Source organism: Nonomuraea sp. NPDC050536 (assembly GCF_044457685.1).
In the GTDB taxonomy this organism is placed as follows: Bacteria; Actinomycetota; Actinomycetes; order Streptosporangiales; family Streptosporangiaceae; genus Nonomuraea.
The window spans coordinates 117,460-131,241 of the sequence record NZ_JBITHD010000017.1 but is presented as its reverse complement, the minus strand read 5'-3'; the positions used below and the strand labels follow the sequence as shown (position 1 = coordinate 131,241).

General features: G+C 69.5%; 13 protein-coding genes. 11 read left to right on the top strand and 2 right to left on the bottom strand.

Going from position 1 to position 13,782, the window contains the following annotated elements:
• Window positions 1-40 precede the first annotated feature (40 nt).
• The 9 genes from rplS (at window position 41) to ACIBHX_RS37715 (ending at window position 8,968) form a co-directional block, all read left to right on the top strand.
• Window positions 41-403: a 50S ribosomal protein L19 gene (gene rplS, locus ACIBHX_RS37755; protein ID WP_397072237.1), complete on the top strand. Its 363-nt coding sequence runs from the start codon at window positions 41-43 to the stop codon at window positions 401-403.
• Between the two features lie 129 nt (window positions 404-532).
• Complete coding sequence (gene lepB / locus ACIBHX_RS37750) at window positions 533-1,393, top strand: signal peptidase I (protein ID WP_397072236.1); 861 nt, start codon at window positions 533-535, stop codon at window positions 1,391-1,393.
• Window positions 1,393-1,986, top strand: coding sequence for a signal peptidase I (gene lepB, locus ACIBHX_RS37745; protein ID WP_397072235.1), 594 nt, complete (start codon window positions 1,393-1,395; stop codon window positions 1,984-1,986). Before lepB (ACIBHX_RS37750) ends, lepB (ACIBHX_RS37745) begins: the two co-directional genes overlap by 1 nt.
• 40 nt (window positions 1,987-2,026) lie before the next feature.
• Window positions 2,027-2,695: a ribonuclease HII gene (locus tag ACIBHX_RS37740; RefSeq protein WP_397072234.1), complete on the top strand. Its 669-nt coding sequence runs from the start codon at window positions 2,027-2,029 to the stop codon at window positions 2,693-2,695.
• 24 nt (window positions 2,696-2,719) lie between these two features.
• Complete coding sequence (locus ACIBHX_RS37735) at window positions 2,720-3,043, top strand: DUF2469 domain-containing protein (protein WP_026215037.1); 324 nt, start codon at window positions 2,720-2,722, stop codon at window positions 3,041-3,043.
• A gap of 751 nt (window positions 3,044-3,794) precedes the next feature.
• Window positions 3,795-4,148, top strand: a complete 354-nt coding sequence (locus ACIBHX_RS37730) for a YraN family protein (RefSeq protein WP_397072233.1) — start codon at window positions 3,795-3,797, stop codon at window positions 4,146-4,148.
• Window positions 4,149-5,678 (top strand): YifB family Mg chelatase-like AAA ATPase, encoded by a 1,530-nt coding sequence (locus ACIBHX_RS37725; protein WP_397072232.1) that lies wholly within the window; start codon window positions 4,149-4,151, stop codon window positions 5,676-5,678. It abuts the gene before it with no gap.
• A gap of 532 nt (window positions 5,679-6,210) precedes the next feature.
• Window positions 6,211-7,329, top strand: coding sequence for a DNA-processing protein DprA (gene dprA / locus ACIBHX_RS37720; RefSeq protein WP_397072231.1), 1,119 nt, complete (start codon window positions 6,211-6,213; stop codon window positions 7,327-7,329).
• Between the two features lie 769 nt (window positions 7,330-8,098).
• A complete protein-coding gene (locus ACIBHX_RS37715) occupies window positions 8,099-8,968 on the top strand; it encodes a tyrosine recombinase XerC (protein ID WP_397072339.1) in 870 nt (289 codons plus the stop codon).
• 665 nt (window positions 8,969-9,633) lie between these two features.
• Here ACIBHX_RS37715 and ACIBHX_RS37710 read toward each other — a convergent pair.
• Window positions 9,634-10,278, bottom strand: coding sequence for a peptidoglycan DD-metalloendopeptidase family protein (locus ACIBHX_RS37710; RefSeq protein ID WP_397072230.1), 645 nt, complete (start codon window positions 10,276-10,278; stop codon window positions 9,634-9,636).
• Window positions 10,279-10,724: 446 nt separating this feature from the next.
• Between ACIBHX_RS37710 and ACIBHX_RS37705 the strand changes: the two genes are divergently transcribed.
• Window positions 10,725-11,198, top strand: coding sequence for a GNAT family N-acetyltransferase (locus ACIBHX_RS37705; protein WP_397072338.1), 474 nt, complete (start codon window positions 10,725-10,727; stop codon window positions 11,196-11,198).
• 531 nt (window positions 11,199-11,729) lie between these two features.
• On the opposite strand, the gene ACIBHX_RS37700 is transcribed toward ACIBHX_RS37705, so the two are convergent.
• A complete protein-coding gene (locus ACIBHX_RS37700) occupies window positions 11,730-12,986 on the bottom strand; it encodes an MFS transporter (RefSeq protein WP_397072229.1) in 1,257 nt (418 codons plus the stop codon).
• A 68-nt stretch (window positions 12,987-13,054) separates the two neighbouring features.
• Between ACIBHX_RS37700 and ACIBHX_RS37695 the strand changes: the two genes are divergently transcribed.
• The gene (locus tag ACIBHX_RS37695; RefSeq protein WP_397072228.1) at window positions 13,055-13,666 is read left to right on the top strand and encodes an ArsR/SmtB family transcription factor; all 612 of its coding nucleotides are present in this window, start codon (window positions 13,055-13,057) and stop codon (window positions 13,664-13,666) included.
• Window positions 13,667-13,782 lie beyond the last annotated feature (116 nt).

Below are 13,782 nucleotides of genomic sequence, written 5' to 3'. Positions count from 1 at the left end.
GGACCTCCGTTTGCCCCGCTAACTTTGAGGATTAAGCGCTATGCACACGAAGATCCAGGAGCTCGAGAAGGCGACCCTGCGCAGCGACGTACCGGGCTTCCGTCCCGGTGACACGCTCGAGGTTCACGTCCGAGTCGTCGAAGGCAACCGCTCCCGTATCCAGGTCTTCAAGGGCTTCGTGCTGCGCCGCCAGGGCGCCGGCGCCCGCGAGACGTTCACGGTCCGCAAGGTCAGCTACGGCGTCGGCGTCGAGCGCACCTTCCCCGTGCACAGCCCGATCATCGAGAAGATCGTCCTGGTGACCCGCGGCGACGTCCGCAGGGCGAAGCTCTACTACATGCGCGACCTGCGCGGCAAGGCCGCTCGCATCCGCGAGAAGCGCGAGTCGACGCCTGCCAAGTAGTTCCCGGTTTTCTGAAAGGTCCGGTACGGCTTAGCCGTGCCGGGCCTTTCTTTATGCGGAGCGACTCGTGAAGAGGTGTACCGTCGGTCGAGGCTTGTCGAGCCTCCGCATCATCTAGGCTCGTCAGCGATGATTAGCGAGAGTCAGGAGCCCGGCGCGCCGCGCCGCCCTGTCAAGGACGAGGTGGACGTGGTCGCCGAAGAGACTCAAATGCCAGCCAAGGGTGGCAAGAAGGAGAAGAAGGGTTCTTTCTGGAAAGAGCTCCCGGTACTGGTCGTTGTCGCGCTGGTGCTGGCCCTGGTCATCAAGACCTTTGTGATCCAGGCCTTCTACATCCCGTCCGAGTCGATGGAGAACACGCTTCTCAAAAACGACCGGGTGCTGGTGAACAAGATCGTCTACCACACGCGCGACATCGAGCGCGGCGACGTGGTGGTCTTCTCCGGCGCGGACTCCTGGGATCCGGAATTCCAGCTCGAGGAGCCGTCCAACCCCGTTGCGGCCTTCTTCCGCTGGGTCGGCACCGCCTTCGGCGTCGTGCCCGGGGAGAAGGACTACATCAAGCGGGTCATCGGTGTGGGCGGCGACCACGTCAAGTGCTGCGACTCCAAGGGCCGCATCACGGTCAACGGGGTCGCGCTCGACGAGCAGAGCTACCTGCACCCCGGTGACGTGCCCTCCGACCGCTACTTCGACATCAAGGTGCCGGAAGGGCGGCTGTGGGTGATGGGCGACCATCGCTCGGTCTCGCTCGACTCGCGCGCCCACCAGGGCGACCCCGGCGGCGGCTCCATCCCGGTGGACCAGGTCGTCGGGCGGGCGTTCGTCATCGTCTGGCCGTTCTCGCGGGCCACCACGCTGTCGATCCCCGACACGTTCTCGCAGTCGGGGCTTCAGGCGCTCGGCGACTCCGCACCGCTGGTCGCCGGCTTCGCGCTGGCCGTACCCTTGATCCTGGTTCGTCGGCGTTGGCTGGGGAGGAGGCGCTGATGGCCGTGACGAAGAAGGCTGAGGCGGGGGACAAGAAGAAAAAGGGCGGCTTCCGGGAGACCGTGCTGCTGCTCGTGCTCGGCGTGGGCCTCGCGCTGCTGCTGCAGGCCTTCGTCATCGGGTCGTTCTACATCCCGTCCGAGTCGATGGAGAACACCCTGCTGATCAACGACAGGGTCTTCGTCAACAAGCTGGCGGGCGCGCCCGAGCGCGGCGACATCGTCGTCTTCAAGGGCTGGACCACCGGCGAGGACACCATCAAGCGGGTCATCGGCGTCGGCGGCGACAAGGTGGTGTGCAAGGACTCCAAGGACCCCGTCACGGTCAACGGCACCCCGCTGGAGGAGAAGTCCTATCTGTACCCGGGTGACTTTCCCTGCGGGGAGAAGTTCTCGGTGACGGTCCCGCCGGGCAAGCTCTGGCTGATGGGCGACCATCGCAGCGCCTCCGCCGACTCACGCGCCCACCAGGACGAGGCCAGCCACGGCTTCATCGACCTCAAGGACGTGATCGGCAAGGCCGTCGTGCGCTACTGGCCGCTGAACAGGGCTCTCATCTTCACCGAGCCGGACACTTTCGACAAGGTCAAGTAGGTCGCGGTTTGCCGTGATTCGGGCGTACGCTGCCTGTGTCATGACAGCAGCGTTCCGCCCTCGACCCAGCGTTGTCCGGCGCGATTCCGGGCTCTACGCCTATGAGCGGGCGCTCGCCCGCCGCGGCCTCACCCCGATCGCCGGAGTCGACGAGGCGGGCCGAGGGGCGTGCGCCGGACCCCTGGTGGTCGCGGCCGTGGTCCTGCGCAGGCCGATCGACGGTCTGGGAGACTCCAAGCTGCTCGCGCCCCTGGTCAGGGAACGCCTGTACGACCAGATCATGGCCTCGTCCGAGGTCGGGGTCGTGGTGATCCCGCCGGCCGAGATCGACGCGCGGGGGCTGCACAAGTGCAACGTCTCAGGAATGCGCCGGGCGGTCGCGCGGTTGACGTGTGACCTGGAGTACATCCTGACGGACGGGTTCCCCGTGCCGGGGCTGCCCGCTCCGTCGCTGGCCGTGTGGAAGGGGGACCAGGTGGCCGCGTGCATGGCGGCCGCCTCGATCGTGGCGAAGGTGACGCGAGACCGGATGATGATTTCGCTCAGTGCGGAATTCCCGATGTATGGGTTCGCCGAGCACAAGGGGTATGTCACTGCTGGGCACAGGGCGGCGCTGGCGACGTACGGTCCTTGCTCGCACCACCGCTACTCCTTCGTTACGGTGGCCAGGGAGATGGGCGAGAATGAGATAGGGGCCGGGGTTGCCTGACCCCGGCACTACAGGAGGGACGCGATGAGCGCAGAGGATCTCGAAAAGTACGAAACCGAGATGGAGCTGCAGCTTTACCGCGAGTACCGCGACGTCGTCGGACTGTTCACCTACGTCGTGGAGACGGAGCGGCGCTTCTACCTCACCAACTCGGTCGACCTCGACGTACGCACCGCGGAGAACGGGGACGTGTTCTTCGACGTGAAGATGCAGGACGCCTGGGTCTGGGACATGTACCGGCCTGCGCGGTTCGTCAAGAACGTGCGCGTGGTGACGTTCAAGGACGTCAACGTGGAGGAGTTGGCCAAGGCCGACCTCGAAATGCCCAAGGAAGGCTTCTCCGGCTAACCCTGGCTCCCCCCTCCCGGCTGCCCGCCCCCACCGCCGCAGCCGCGACCCCACCTCGCCTTGCCGGTCCCATGCGTGCTCCTCCCAGCCCCCAACATCTCCCTCATCGCGCGTTCCCCCCCGGGGCGCCCTCGTCGCTGGACCGCCCGTGCGCCCCCACCTGCGCAGCACACCCGCGGTCCCGCCTCGCCCTTGGCCTGTCGGTGCCACGCGTGCTCTCCACGCCCAGCCCCCAACATCTCTCCCATCGCGCGTTCCCCCGGGGCACCCTCATCGCTGGACCGCCAGTGTGCTCCACCTGCGCGTTACACTCGGGCCCTTCCGGCTCCCGCCGCTCCCTCATTGCGGGCGCGCCGCATCCCTCGACGCTTAACCGCCATGCGCTTCCGCCGTTCCACGGCCTGCCTCCGCCCCGGCCTTTCCGATGGCCCCCGCTCCCCGCGCCTCCGCGCTGCCCGCATCGCGCTCCCCGCGCCTCCGCGCTGCCCGCATCGCGCTCCCCGCGCCTGCCCGGCTGCCCGGCTCCGCGCCTGCCCGGCTCCGTCGCTCCCTGCCTCCGCAGCTCCCGCGACCGCCATCCACACCTGCCTCTCCGCACGCTCCTTGCTCCTGGGCTTGGCCGCCTCCCCACCACCGCGCCGCCGTACCCTCCGCGTCGAGTTATCCACAGGCCCGTACGACCCCGCACCGTTGTCCCCAGAACGCGTTTCTGGCGCCCGCCGCCAACCCACGCTCCGGCACCCTGTTCGCCATGGCCACCAAGGACGAGCTCGGCAAGCACGGCGAGCAACTAGCCGTCGACTACCTGACAGCCGAGGGCATGCACATCATCGACCGCAACTGGCGATGCAGGGAGGGCGAGATCGACGTGCTCGCCCGCGACGGCAAGACCCTGGTAGTGGTCGAGGTCAAGACCCGCTCCGGCACCTCACACGGCACTGCTCTGGAGTCAGTACGGCCGGCCAAGGTGGCCCGGCTCCGCATGCTCGCCACCAAGTGGCTGGCCACCCAGGAGACCCGCTTCGACACCGTGCGCGTGGACGTCATCGCGCTCGAGCGTTTCGCCGGCGACTACGCGATGCGCCACGTCCGGGGCGTGATGTAGATGGCCGTCGCACGCACCAGGAGCGTGGCGCTGATTGGCGTCGCCGGCCGTACCGTCGAAGTGGAGGCCGATGTCGGCGGCGGTCTGGCGGGCATCCACCTCATCGGCCTGCCCGACACCGCGCTGAGCGAGGCCCGCGAGCGCGTCAGGTCCGCGATGGTCAACAGCCGCTACCCGTGGCCCGACGCCCGCATCACCGTCAGCCTGTTCCCCGCCAGCCTGCCCAAACGTGGCAGCCAGTTCGACCTGGCCATCGCCGTGGCGATCCTCGGCGCTGCCGGTCTGGTGCCCGTGGGCCGCGTGGCCGAGCCTTACTTCCTTGGTGAGCTCGGCCTCGACGGCCGCCTGCGACCGGTGCGCGGCATCCTGCCGTCCGTGATGGGCGCCGCCAAGCAGGGCGAGGCCGTGGTCGTGGTGCCCGCCGCCAACGCCGCGGAGGCCGCCCTGGTGCCGGACGTCAAGGTCGTGCCCGTCAACGACCTGCGCGAGCTCGTCGAGTGGCTGCGCAGCGGCGAGGATCCGCCCGACTACCAGCCGCCTGACGAGCCCGTCTGCGCCGTCGAGCGCCCGGCCGTCGACCTGTCCGACGTGGTCGGCCAGCCGATGGCGCGCAAGGCGCTGGAGGTCGCCGCCGCCGGCGGTCACAACCTGTGGATGCTGGGCCCACCGGGATGCGGCAAGACGCTGCTGGCCGAGCGGCTGCCGACGCTGCTGCCCGACCTGGAGCTCGACCACGCCCTGGAGGTGACGGCCATCCACTCGGTCGCCGGGGTGCTCCCGCCCAACAGCCCGATGACGAGCCGCCCCCCGTTCGTCAGCCCGCACCACACGGCCACCGCGGCCGCCATCGTCGGCGGCGGCAGCCAGACTGTCCGCCCCGGCGCGGTCTCCCTGGCGCATCGCGGCGTGCTGTTCATGGACGAGGCTCCCGAGTTCGCCCGCCCTGTCCTCGACGCCCTCCGCCAGCCGCTGGAGTCGGGCATCGTCACGGTCTCGCGGGCCGCCGGCTCTGTCACGTTCCCCGCCCGCTTCATGCTGATCCTGGCGGCCAACCCGTGCCCATGCGCCCAGCAGCAGGACCAGGCCGAGCCATGCCAGTGCAGCCCCAACGCTCGCCGCCGCTACCTGGGCCGCCTGTCGGGCCCGCTCCTCGACCGGGTCGACATGAAGGTCACGATGGCGCGCTCGTCGCGCCGCGAGCTCATGGCCGACCGCCAGTTCGTCGAGCCCAGCCGTACGGTGGCCGAACGCGTCCTCCTAGCACGCGAACGAGCCCGCAAACGCCTGTCGGACACGCCGTGGCGCACGAACGCCGAGATCTCCTCGGCCGCCCTCCACGCCACGTACCGGCCCTCGGCCGCGGCCATGAAACCCATGACGGCCGCCATCGACGCCGGCACCATCAGCGCCCGTGGCCTCGACCGCGTGCTCCGCCTCGCCTGGACCCTCGCCGACCTCGCAGAAAAGCCCACCCCCGACATAGACGACACCGCCACAGCCCTAGCCCTATGGATGGGAGTCCCCATGTGACCCCAGCACTTCCCGCCCCAGCACTTCCCGCCCGAGCACTTCCCGCTACCGCGCCCGCCGAGTTCACTCCAACCGATCTCGCTCCCGCCTCGCGCGGCAACCATTCGGGATCGGCAGGCCCCTAGCTCGCGCCCCCATAACGTGCCACGCCCGAACGTCCCGCAACCCCAAGATCAAATCACCCGCACCCACCCCTACTGCCCCCGCGCAACCAACGCCAGCGCAGCCACCCCCGGCACGCCGACCCCCGCACTCCGACCCCCGCACTCCGACCCCCGCACTCCGACCCCCGCACCTACCCCTGCATGCACCTGGGCGCAGTCACCCTGCGCGCAGCCAGCCCGTATTCAGCCAGCCTCCGCGCTCACTTAGCGGGTACTCGCCTGGAATCCGTGCCCAGCCTCCCGCCGCCGAAGCACTACGGCACCCACCCCCGGGCACGGTCCGGCGTGGGGCTTCTTGCTCGCGCAGAACCGGACACATGAACACACGAGGAGACGCGTTGAACGAGCTCGAGGCACGTGCTGCCTTGATGAGAGCGGCAGACGTGGGCGACCCCGTCATGGGCCGGCTATTGGATCACTGCGGGGCCCACGACACCGTCACCGCCATACAGACGGGGACTCTCCCGGAGTCCCTCGCCACCGATGGGAGCAAGGAAGCCCTCCTGCAGCGCCGCCTGCGCCGCTGGCGTGCTCGCCTCGACATCGCCAACCCCGCCGAAGACCTGGCCGCAGGCGAGCAAGCAGGCGCCAGGCTGATCATCCCGGGCGACCCCGAATGGCCCACCCAGCTCGACCAGCTGGGCCACGGCCGCCCGCTCGGCCTCTGGCTCAGCGGAATCGCGGACCTGCGCTTCTCCTGCCTGAAGTCAGTGGCCGTCGTCGGCGCCCGCGCCGCCACCTCGTACGGCGTGCACGTCGCATCCGAGTTCGGCGTGGGCCTGAGCGAGACCGGATGGACCGTCGTCTCGGGCGGCGCGTATGGCATCGACGGCGCTGCCCACCGTGGCGCCCTCGCGGCCGAGTCACCCACGGTCGTCGTCCTGGCGTGCGGCGCGGACGTCAGCTACCCCAGTGGCCACCACGACCTCTTCGCCCAGGCCCGTGACCAGGGCGTCATCGTCAGCGAGTGCCCGCCGGGCGTACCTCCGACCAGGGGCCGTTTCCTGGTCCGCAACCGCCTCATCGCCGCCCTCTCCCGCGGCACGGTCGTGGTCGAGGCCGCCCTACGCAGCGGCGCTCTCAACACCGCCAAGCACGCCCTCGCCCTGGACCGACACCTGGCAGCGGTCCCCGGCCCCGTCACCTCCGCCATGTCGGCCGGCTGTCACCACCTCCTCCGCGAACGCAAAGCCGTCTGCGTCACCTCACCCGAGGAAATGATCGACCTGGTCGGCGACCTCGGCGACGACCTGGCCCCCGCCCGCCGAGGCCCGATCCTCCCCAGAGACTCCCTCAGCGAGTCCACCAGCCGAGTCCTGGACGCCATCCCCGCCCGGGGCAGCATCGGCCCCGCCGCAGTCGCAGTAGCAGCCGGCGTGGACCTCTCCACCACCCTCAGCGCCCTCGGCTCCCTTGCTGCCGCCGGCTTCATCAACCGCACGCCCGCAGGCTGGCGCCTCCACAAGCAGGCTCTCCCACCTCCCTGACCTCCACCTGAGCCTGTTCCGCTTTTGACGACGGTCGCCGTCGGAGTGATGGTCAAGCTGCGAAGCGTCGAAGGGCAGGCGCCTCCTGCAACACGCTGTCGTGTAATCCTGCGCGCCGCCTCCCACGCTCGTGATTTCCGTGCACGTATTAGCTCCGCAGCCTGGACAAGTGACCAACCCGTCCAGGTGCGTGCCCGCATGCGGACCCACTCGCCCTCGTCTGCCACGTCCTCCACGACAAGCGGCGATGCCCCGAAAGCGCCGTACTCACAAGATCGTCGACATGCATGACTCAGCGTGACGCTGCGAGCCGTATCGTCACCATCGAATCTGCGACAGAACCGTTGTTCATACAGTCCGGACGGGCCGGGAAATGCCCGGAAAAATGGTGGATCTGTGCCGCCTCTCTGTCCGGCAGAAACTGCGTGGCCTGCGGGATTCTCGCGGGTGGATTCCCGTTTGGCTGGAGATTGGACAGTCCCGACAGTCCCCGTGTTCCGCGTTGCGCCCTATAGGGCCTCCTGCGAGGGACTTCTGACGTGCGCGATCTCGGTGGCTCAAGCCAATCCTGCAGCGTCGTGCCATTGCTGGAGGGGCCGCGGGTATTGGGGATTGCGAGCATGATGTGAGCAAGCGTGAGGGTTGCTGCGGGAACCGGGCGTGCGGCGCTCCGGGGGTTGGAGACGTGGCTGTGGAGCGTGTTTCGGGAACTGGTCCTGCGGAGGATGGCGGGGGCTCAGCGGGTGGGGTGGGGATCCCATCCGATGAGGTGTTGGCGGCGTTTGAGCGGCATCTGAGGTTTGAGCGGGATCTGTCGGCGCATACCGTGCGGGCCTATTTGGGGGATGTGCGGGCGCTGCTTGAGTTTCTCGGGGGGCGGATCGAGGGGCTCGAGGTTGGCCGGCTGCGGGAGTGGTTGGCGGAGATGCATGGGGCGGGGGCGTCGAGGGCTACCTTGGCGCGGCGGACGGCTTGTGTGCGGACGTTCACCGCTTTCTGTCATCGGAACGGGTGGTTGAGCCACGATCCGGGGTTGCTGCTCGGTAGTGCGAAGGCGGGCAGGGAGCTGCCGGCCGTCCTGGATCAGGAGCAGGTGCGCGAAGTGCTCGACCCGGTGGGGGCGGGTGCCGAGCCGAAGGAGCTGCGGGACCAGGCGGTGCTCGAGTTGCTGTACGCCACAGGGGTTCGGGTCAGCGAGTTGTGTGGGCTGGACGTGGATGACGTCGATCGGGATCGGCGGGTCTTGCGGGTCCTGGGGAAGGGGCGGAAGGAGCGGTCTGTGCCGTTCGGAGTTCCGGCGCTCCGGGCGCTTGATCGGTGGTGTGTGCATGGGCGGCCGCTGTTGATGCGTGAGGGGTCGGGGGCTGCCTTGTTCCTCGGGGTGCGGGGTGGGCGGTTGGATCCGGGGACGGTTCGGCGGATGGTGCATGCGCGGCTCAGGGAGGTCGAGGGCGTGCCGGATATGGGGCCGCATGGGCTCCGGCATACGGCCGCCACGCATCTGCTGGAGGGCGGGGCGGATCTTCGTAGTGTTCAGGAGTTGCTGGGGCATGCGTCGTTGAATTCGACGCAGATCTACACGCACGTCTCGATCGAGCGCCTCCGCGCGGCCTATCGGCAGGCCCATCCTCGAGCTTGAGCCTCGGCGCGCCCCAAGGGGTGGGCCTTCGGCGCCTTCCCAGGGTTCCGCTTGCTCCCTCAATCAGGGTGCCGAACGCGGCCAGGGACACCAGGGTCACAGCGTTGGCGGCGCTCGGGTTCGAGCCTGAGGCCAGGCAGGTGCCCGGCGCCAGGGGCGACGGGTTTGCGTCCGGAGGTTGCGACTGCGGGAGCGACTGCGACGGGCCCGGCGCTGGCGGGTTGCTCCGGTTCGCCAGGGTTGGACATAGCGACGAGTCCGCCGGGGCCGGGTGGCGGTGGGTTCACCAGGGGTGTTGCGGGTTCGCCGAAGCTAGGGCGCGGCGATGAGTCCGCCGAGGCTGGGTGGCGGCGGGTTAGCCGCAGGTGGGCGATGTCGCGGGTTTGCCGAAGCTAGGGTGCGGCGGCGAGTCCATTGGCTGAGCTGGGTGGCGGTGGTGGGCGGTGTTGCGGGTTCGCCCAAGCTAGGGTGCGGCGGCGAGTCCGCCGGGGCTGGGTTGGGTGGCGGGCTCGCCTGGGCCGGGCAGGGTGGTGGGTTCGTCAGGGGTGGCAGGGTTGCGGGTTGGCCGAAGCTGGGACGCGGTGACGAGTCCGTCACTGGGTGGGGGCGGTGGGGCTGCGGCGATGAGTCCGCCATGGGCGAGGAGCATCGTGGGGTCGCTGGGGCTAGGCAGGGTGACAGGTTCGCCTGAGCTGGGCAGGGCGGCGGGGCTGGGCAGGGGCGACTGGTGTGTCAGGGATGAAGAGAGCGTCGGAGTCGGGCTGGGGGGCGACTTCGCCGGGAGCGGGCGGCGGCGTTGCTCCTTCGTCGGTAGCGGGTGCGGGGGTGCTCGGGTCGGGCTCGGGGGCGTTGGGAGTCGAGGTGACGGGGTGTTGGGTGGGCCAGTACGGGAGTAGGCGGATGTTGGCCTGGGCCAGGAGAAGGAGCGGGTCGAGGTAGCGGGTTGCGCGGAGTAGGCCCCAGTGGAGGCAGGACACGGGGCAGTGGCCGGGGACGTCTTCGATCACGCCTAGGCGGGTGCCTGCGGTGATCGGTTGGCCTTGCCGTACGGAGGCTTTGACCGGCAGGTAGGTGGTGCGGAGGCCGGTGGGGTGGGTGATCGCTATGACGCCTCGGTTGGCCAGGCGGGCGGCGAAGGTCACCACGCCTGGGCCGGCCGCGTAGACCGGCGTGCCCGGGGGCGCTGCCAGGTCTATGCCTCGGTGGCCCCGTAGCCAGGGGACTGGTGGTGGGGTGAAACGGCGTAGGACGTGCGGGTGGCCGTCGAGGGGCCATCGCCATGGGGGATCCGGGCGGGAGGCCACGCGCATGGGTGCGCCTATCGGGTCGTGGGCGATGGCCGGTGGCGCGAGTAGGACCGTGAGTGTGATCGCGAGGACGGAGACGGTGGCGACACGACGGATATGTCCTGCCAGGTTGTGGTGCAGCGCCTTGCCGCCCTTGATGGGCTCGTTACCGAGATCGGCGTGAGGGTCGGCGTCGGGATGAGCATGAGAATCGGCGTCGGTTTGAGCGGTGCGTGTGTGCGGACTGGCCGGCCCAGAGGCGAGAGGCGGCAGGGCGCGGTGGGGTGGGGGCTGGGTGTCTGGCGTGCGGGGAGTTTGAGCGTGGGGCGGGGGCTGGGAGTTCGGCATGCGGGGAGTTTGGTGGTGGGGCGGGGGTGGGCGGTTGGGTGAACGAAATTCTGTTGATAGCGCGGCGGCTTACGGCCAGCCTGTGGATAACCGGCTCGGCGATGGTGTTGGGAGGGGCCATGATGGTGCTGCGAGGTCCACGGGTGGTGCTGCGTGACGCGACTGATGAAGACGAGCCGCGGCTCCGCGAGATCGCGAGCGCGCCCGAGGTGACCAGATGGTGGGGGTCGGTCGACGAGTTCGAGGACATGCTGGTCATCTCGGTCGACGAGGTGGTGGTCGGGGCCATCCAGTTCGACGAGGAGGAAGACCCGATGTATCACCGTGCCGGGATCGACATCTTCCTCGACCCCGCATGGCACGGCCACGGATACGGTCAGGAGGCGATCCGGACGCTGGCGCGCTGGCTGATCGATGAGCGAGGGCATCACCGGATCACCATCGATCCCGCGGCGCACAACGCGGGGGCCATCAAGGCGTACGAAGCGGTTGGGTTCCGGCGCGTCGGCGTCATGCGGGCATACGAGCGCGATCCGGCCACCGGGGTGTTTCACGACGGGCTTCTAATGGATCTGCTGGCGGACGAGCTGGCCTGATCGCCTTCCTGAGACTGCCCTACCAGCAGGCCTGGCCAGAGGGCCTCGGTGCGGTGGGCCATAGAGGTGGACCTGGCTGGATGGGCGCACGGTGGCTGGCCGGTGTGGGCGGGTTTGGCTGGACAACCCGGTATGTGGGTCGTACGAGTAGGTCCCGGTAGATCCGGTGTGGCTGGCCGTAGGGGGAGTCTCGCTTGGTCGTCTCGGTGCGGCTTGGGGTACGCGCGGTTGTGGCTGGGCGCGGTGTGTTCGCTGGGCGGGGCGAGCGAGGTTGGCGTTCAGGTGGGCGCGGCGGGCGGGGAGCGAGGTCGGCGGTTCGGGTGTGGGGTCGGTCAGCGAGGCGGGGGCTTGGTCGGTGGGTGATCGAGGCGGGGGGGTTGGCCGGTGGGTGATCGAGGTTCGGCTGGGGTAGGCGGGGGCTTGGCTGGTGGGTGGTCGAGGCGGCTGGGGCTGGCGGTGGGGTGATCAGGGAGGGGGACGGTGGTTGGGCGGGATTGGTGGGCTGCGGGGGGTGCTCACCCATCGTCACTGTTAGGCGGGCTGGAGGGTGGGGGTGTTGTGGGGGTGGCGTAGGGGGGAGGTCCAGATCCAGATGGAGCTGAGGGCGATGCCGGCGGCGGCGAGGAGGATGACGGGGCGTAGGCCGATGAGTTCGGCGAGGAAGCCGCCCGTGAGGCTGCCGAGCGACATGACGCCCTGGATGGCGAAGGTCTGAGTGGCGTTGATGCGGCCGCGGAGCTCGGCGGGCGCGTCGCGCAGGGTCACGGCGCCCAGGCACGTGGCGAACGCGACCACGATGCCGCCGGTGATCGTGCCCGTGAGGGAGAGTACGGCGAGCTTCCACCACAGTGGCCCGCCGAGCAGGCCCACGGCGACGATGTCGATGGGGAAGAACAGCACGGTGACGAGCAGGATCCGGTTCTCGCCGACCCGCTTGGCCACGCGGGCAGTGATCCACGCGCCGAGCAGCCCGCCGAGGCCGCTGAGTGCGATGAGTATGCCGAGCAGTCCCTTGGGGATGGCGAGCGTGTTGACCATATAGAGCATGTGGACCGCCATGTACGCCGTGGCGAAGAAGTTGATCGTGACCCCGGCGCCCAGCAGCGCCCGGATCGACTTGTGGGTGACGCTGACGCGCAGGCCCTCCACGACGTCGTGCCACATGCCGCGGGACTGGGCGGGCGTGTGGTGTTCGGGAGTACGAATCGACCGGAGCATCAGTGCCGAGGTCAGAAAGGACAGGCTCTCGACGAGTACGGCTAGCGGTGCGGAAAGGATCTGGACCAGGCCACCGGCCAAACCGGGACCCACCACGGAGGCGACCGAGTAGGACGCCTGGAATCCGGCCGTGGCCTCCGTGCGGAGGTCCTCGGGGACGACCGAGGCCAGGTGCTGGAAGTTCGCCGCCCTGAAGACCACCGCGGCCGCACCGATCACCAGGGCCGCCAGGATCAACCACGGCACGGTGAGGATGCCGAGCAACCAGGCCACAGGGACGCTGACGGCGGCCACGCAGGAGACCAGCTCGCAAGCGATCATGAGCGGGCGGTGCCGCCGTAGCCGGTCGGCAAGGGCTCCCGCCTGGAGGCTCAGCAGCAGTGCCGGCAGTGAGGCGGCGGCTGTCAGCATGCCCATCTGCCCGGGGGAGGCGGCAAGCAGCGACACCGCGGTGAGCGGGACCGCGAGCTTGGACACCTCCGATCCGGTGATCGAGATCGTCCTGGCGGACCAGAGGAGCCGGTACTCGCGCTGCTTCCGGAGCGGCCTGGTCTGAAGGGTTTGCTTCACAACTATGAAAGTAATCCTTCAGAGTTATGAAGGCAATACTTCAGAACTGATCCGGGTACCTTTGGCCCATGGAGGAACGGGAGCCGCTCAGCGACCCCAAGGCGATGCGGGCGCTGGCGCACCCGGCGCGACTGGCGATCCTGAACCAGCTCGGCGCGGCCGGATCGGCCACGGCGACCGAGGTGGCGGAGAACGCCGGCATCTCGCCCAGCGCGGCCAGCTACCACCTGCGGATGCTGGCCAAGTACGGCTTCGTCGAGGACGCTCCCGCCACGGGCGACGGGCGGGAGCGGGCTTGGCGGGCCGTACGGTCATCGCTCAGCGTCGGCACGCAGCCCGACGACCAGCCCGAGGTCAGGGCGGCCAAGGACATGCTGATCCGGGCGTTCCGCAAGCAGGCGGGCGAGGAGGCCGAGCGGGCGCTGGCCGACCTCGATCGCGAGCCGGAGGAGTGGCGGGACGCGACCGTATTCAGCGTCGCGACGCTGCTGCTCGACGCCTCGGAGGCCAAGCTGCTGGTCAGGGAGGTCGAGCGGTTGCTCGAGCCGTACGTGGCCAGGAACAGGCGCCGTGGGCAGGTGCCGGAGGGGGCTCGGATCGCCGAGGTCCAGGTCAACATCTTCCCGCGGGCTGCGCGTCCGGCCCCCGGCCTGCCCACCGAGGACCACGACGCCCGCTGATGCCCGCGGCTGCGTCGGGTGCTGGGTGGTGAGCTCGAGCCTGCGTGAGCGTTCGGCGGCGGTGGGGGCGGGCGCGTGTGGCCCCCGGCTGCGGCCCGCGGCCGCATCGGGTGCTG

Bases quoted from the DNA above. Each gene is read 5' to 3' on its own strand.
- lepB (WP_397072235.1), top strand. From the start codon at position 1,393: ATGGCCGTGACGAAGAAGGCTGAGGCGGGGGACAAGAAGAAAAAGGGC.
- ACIBHX_RS37695 (WP_397072228.1), top strand. From the start codon at position 13,055: ATGGAGGAACGGGAGCCGCTCAGCGACCCCAAGGCGATGCGGGCGCTG.
- ACIBHX_RS37710 (WP_397072230.1), bottom strand. From the start codon at position 10,278: ATGCGCGTGGCCTCCCGCCCGGATCCCCCATGGCGATGGCCCCTCGAC.
- lepB (WP_397072236.1), top strand. From the start codon at position 533: ATGATTAGCGAGAGTCAGGAGCCCGGCGCGCCGCGCCGCCCTGTCAAG.
- rplS (WP_397072237.1), top strand. From the start codon at position 41: ATGCACACGAAGATCCAGGAGCTCGAGAAGGCGACCCTGCGCAGCGAC.
- ACIBHX_RS37705 (WP_397072338.1), top strand. From the start codon at position 10,725: ATGGTGCTGCGAGGTCCACGGGTGGTGCTGCGTGACGCGACTGATGAA.
- ACIBHX_RS37725 (WP_397072232.1), top strand. From the start codon at position 4,149: ATGGCCGTCGCACGCACCAGGAGCGTGGCGCTGATTGGCGTCGCCGGC.
- ACIBHX_RS37740 (WP_397072234.1), top strand. From the start codon at position 2,027: ATGACAGCAGCGTTCCGCCCTCGACCCAGCGTTGTCCGGCGCGATTCC.
- ACIBHX_RS37735 (WP_026215037.1), top strand. From the start codon at position 2,720: ATGAGCGCAGAGGATCTCGAAAAGTACGAAACCGAGATGGAGCTGCAG.
- ACIBHX_RS37730 (WP_397072233.1), top strand. From the start codon at position 3,795: ATGGCCACCAAGGACGAGCTCGGCAAGCACGGCGAGCAACTAGCCGTC.
- dprA (WP_397072231.1), top strand. From the start codon at position 6,211: ATGAGAGCGGCAGACGTGGGCGACCCCGTCATGGGCCGGCTATTGGAT.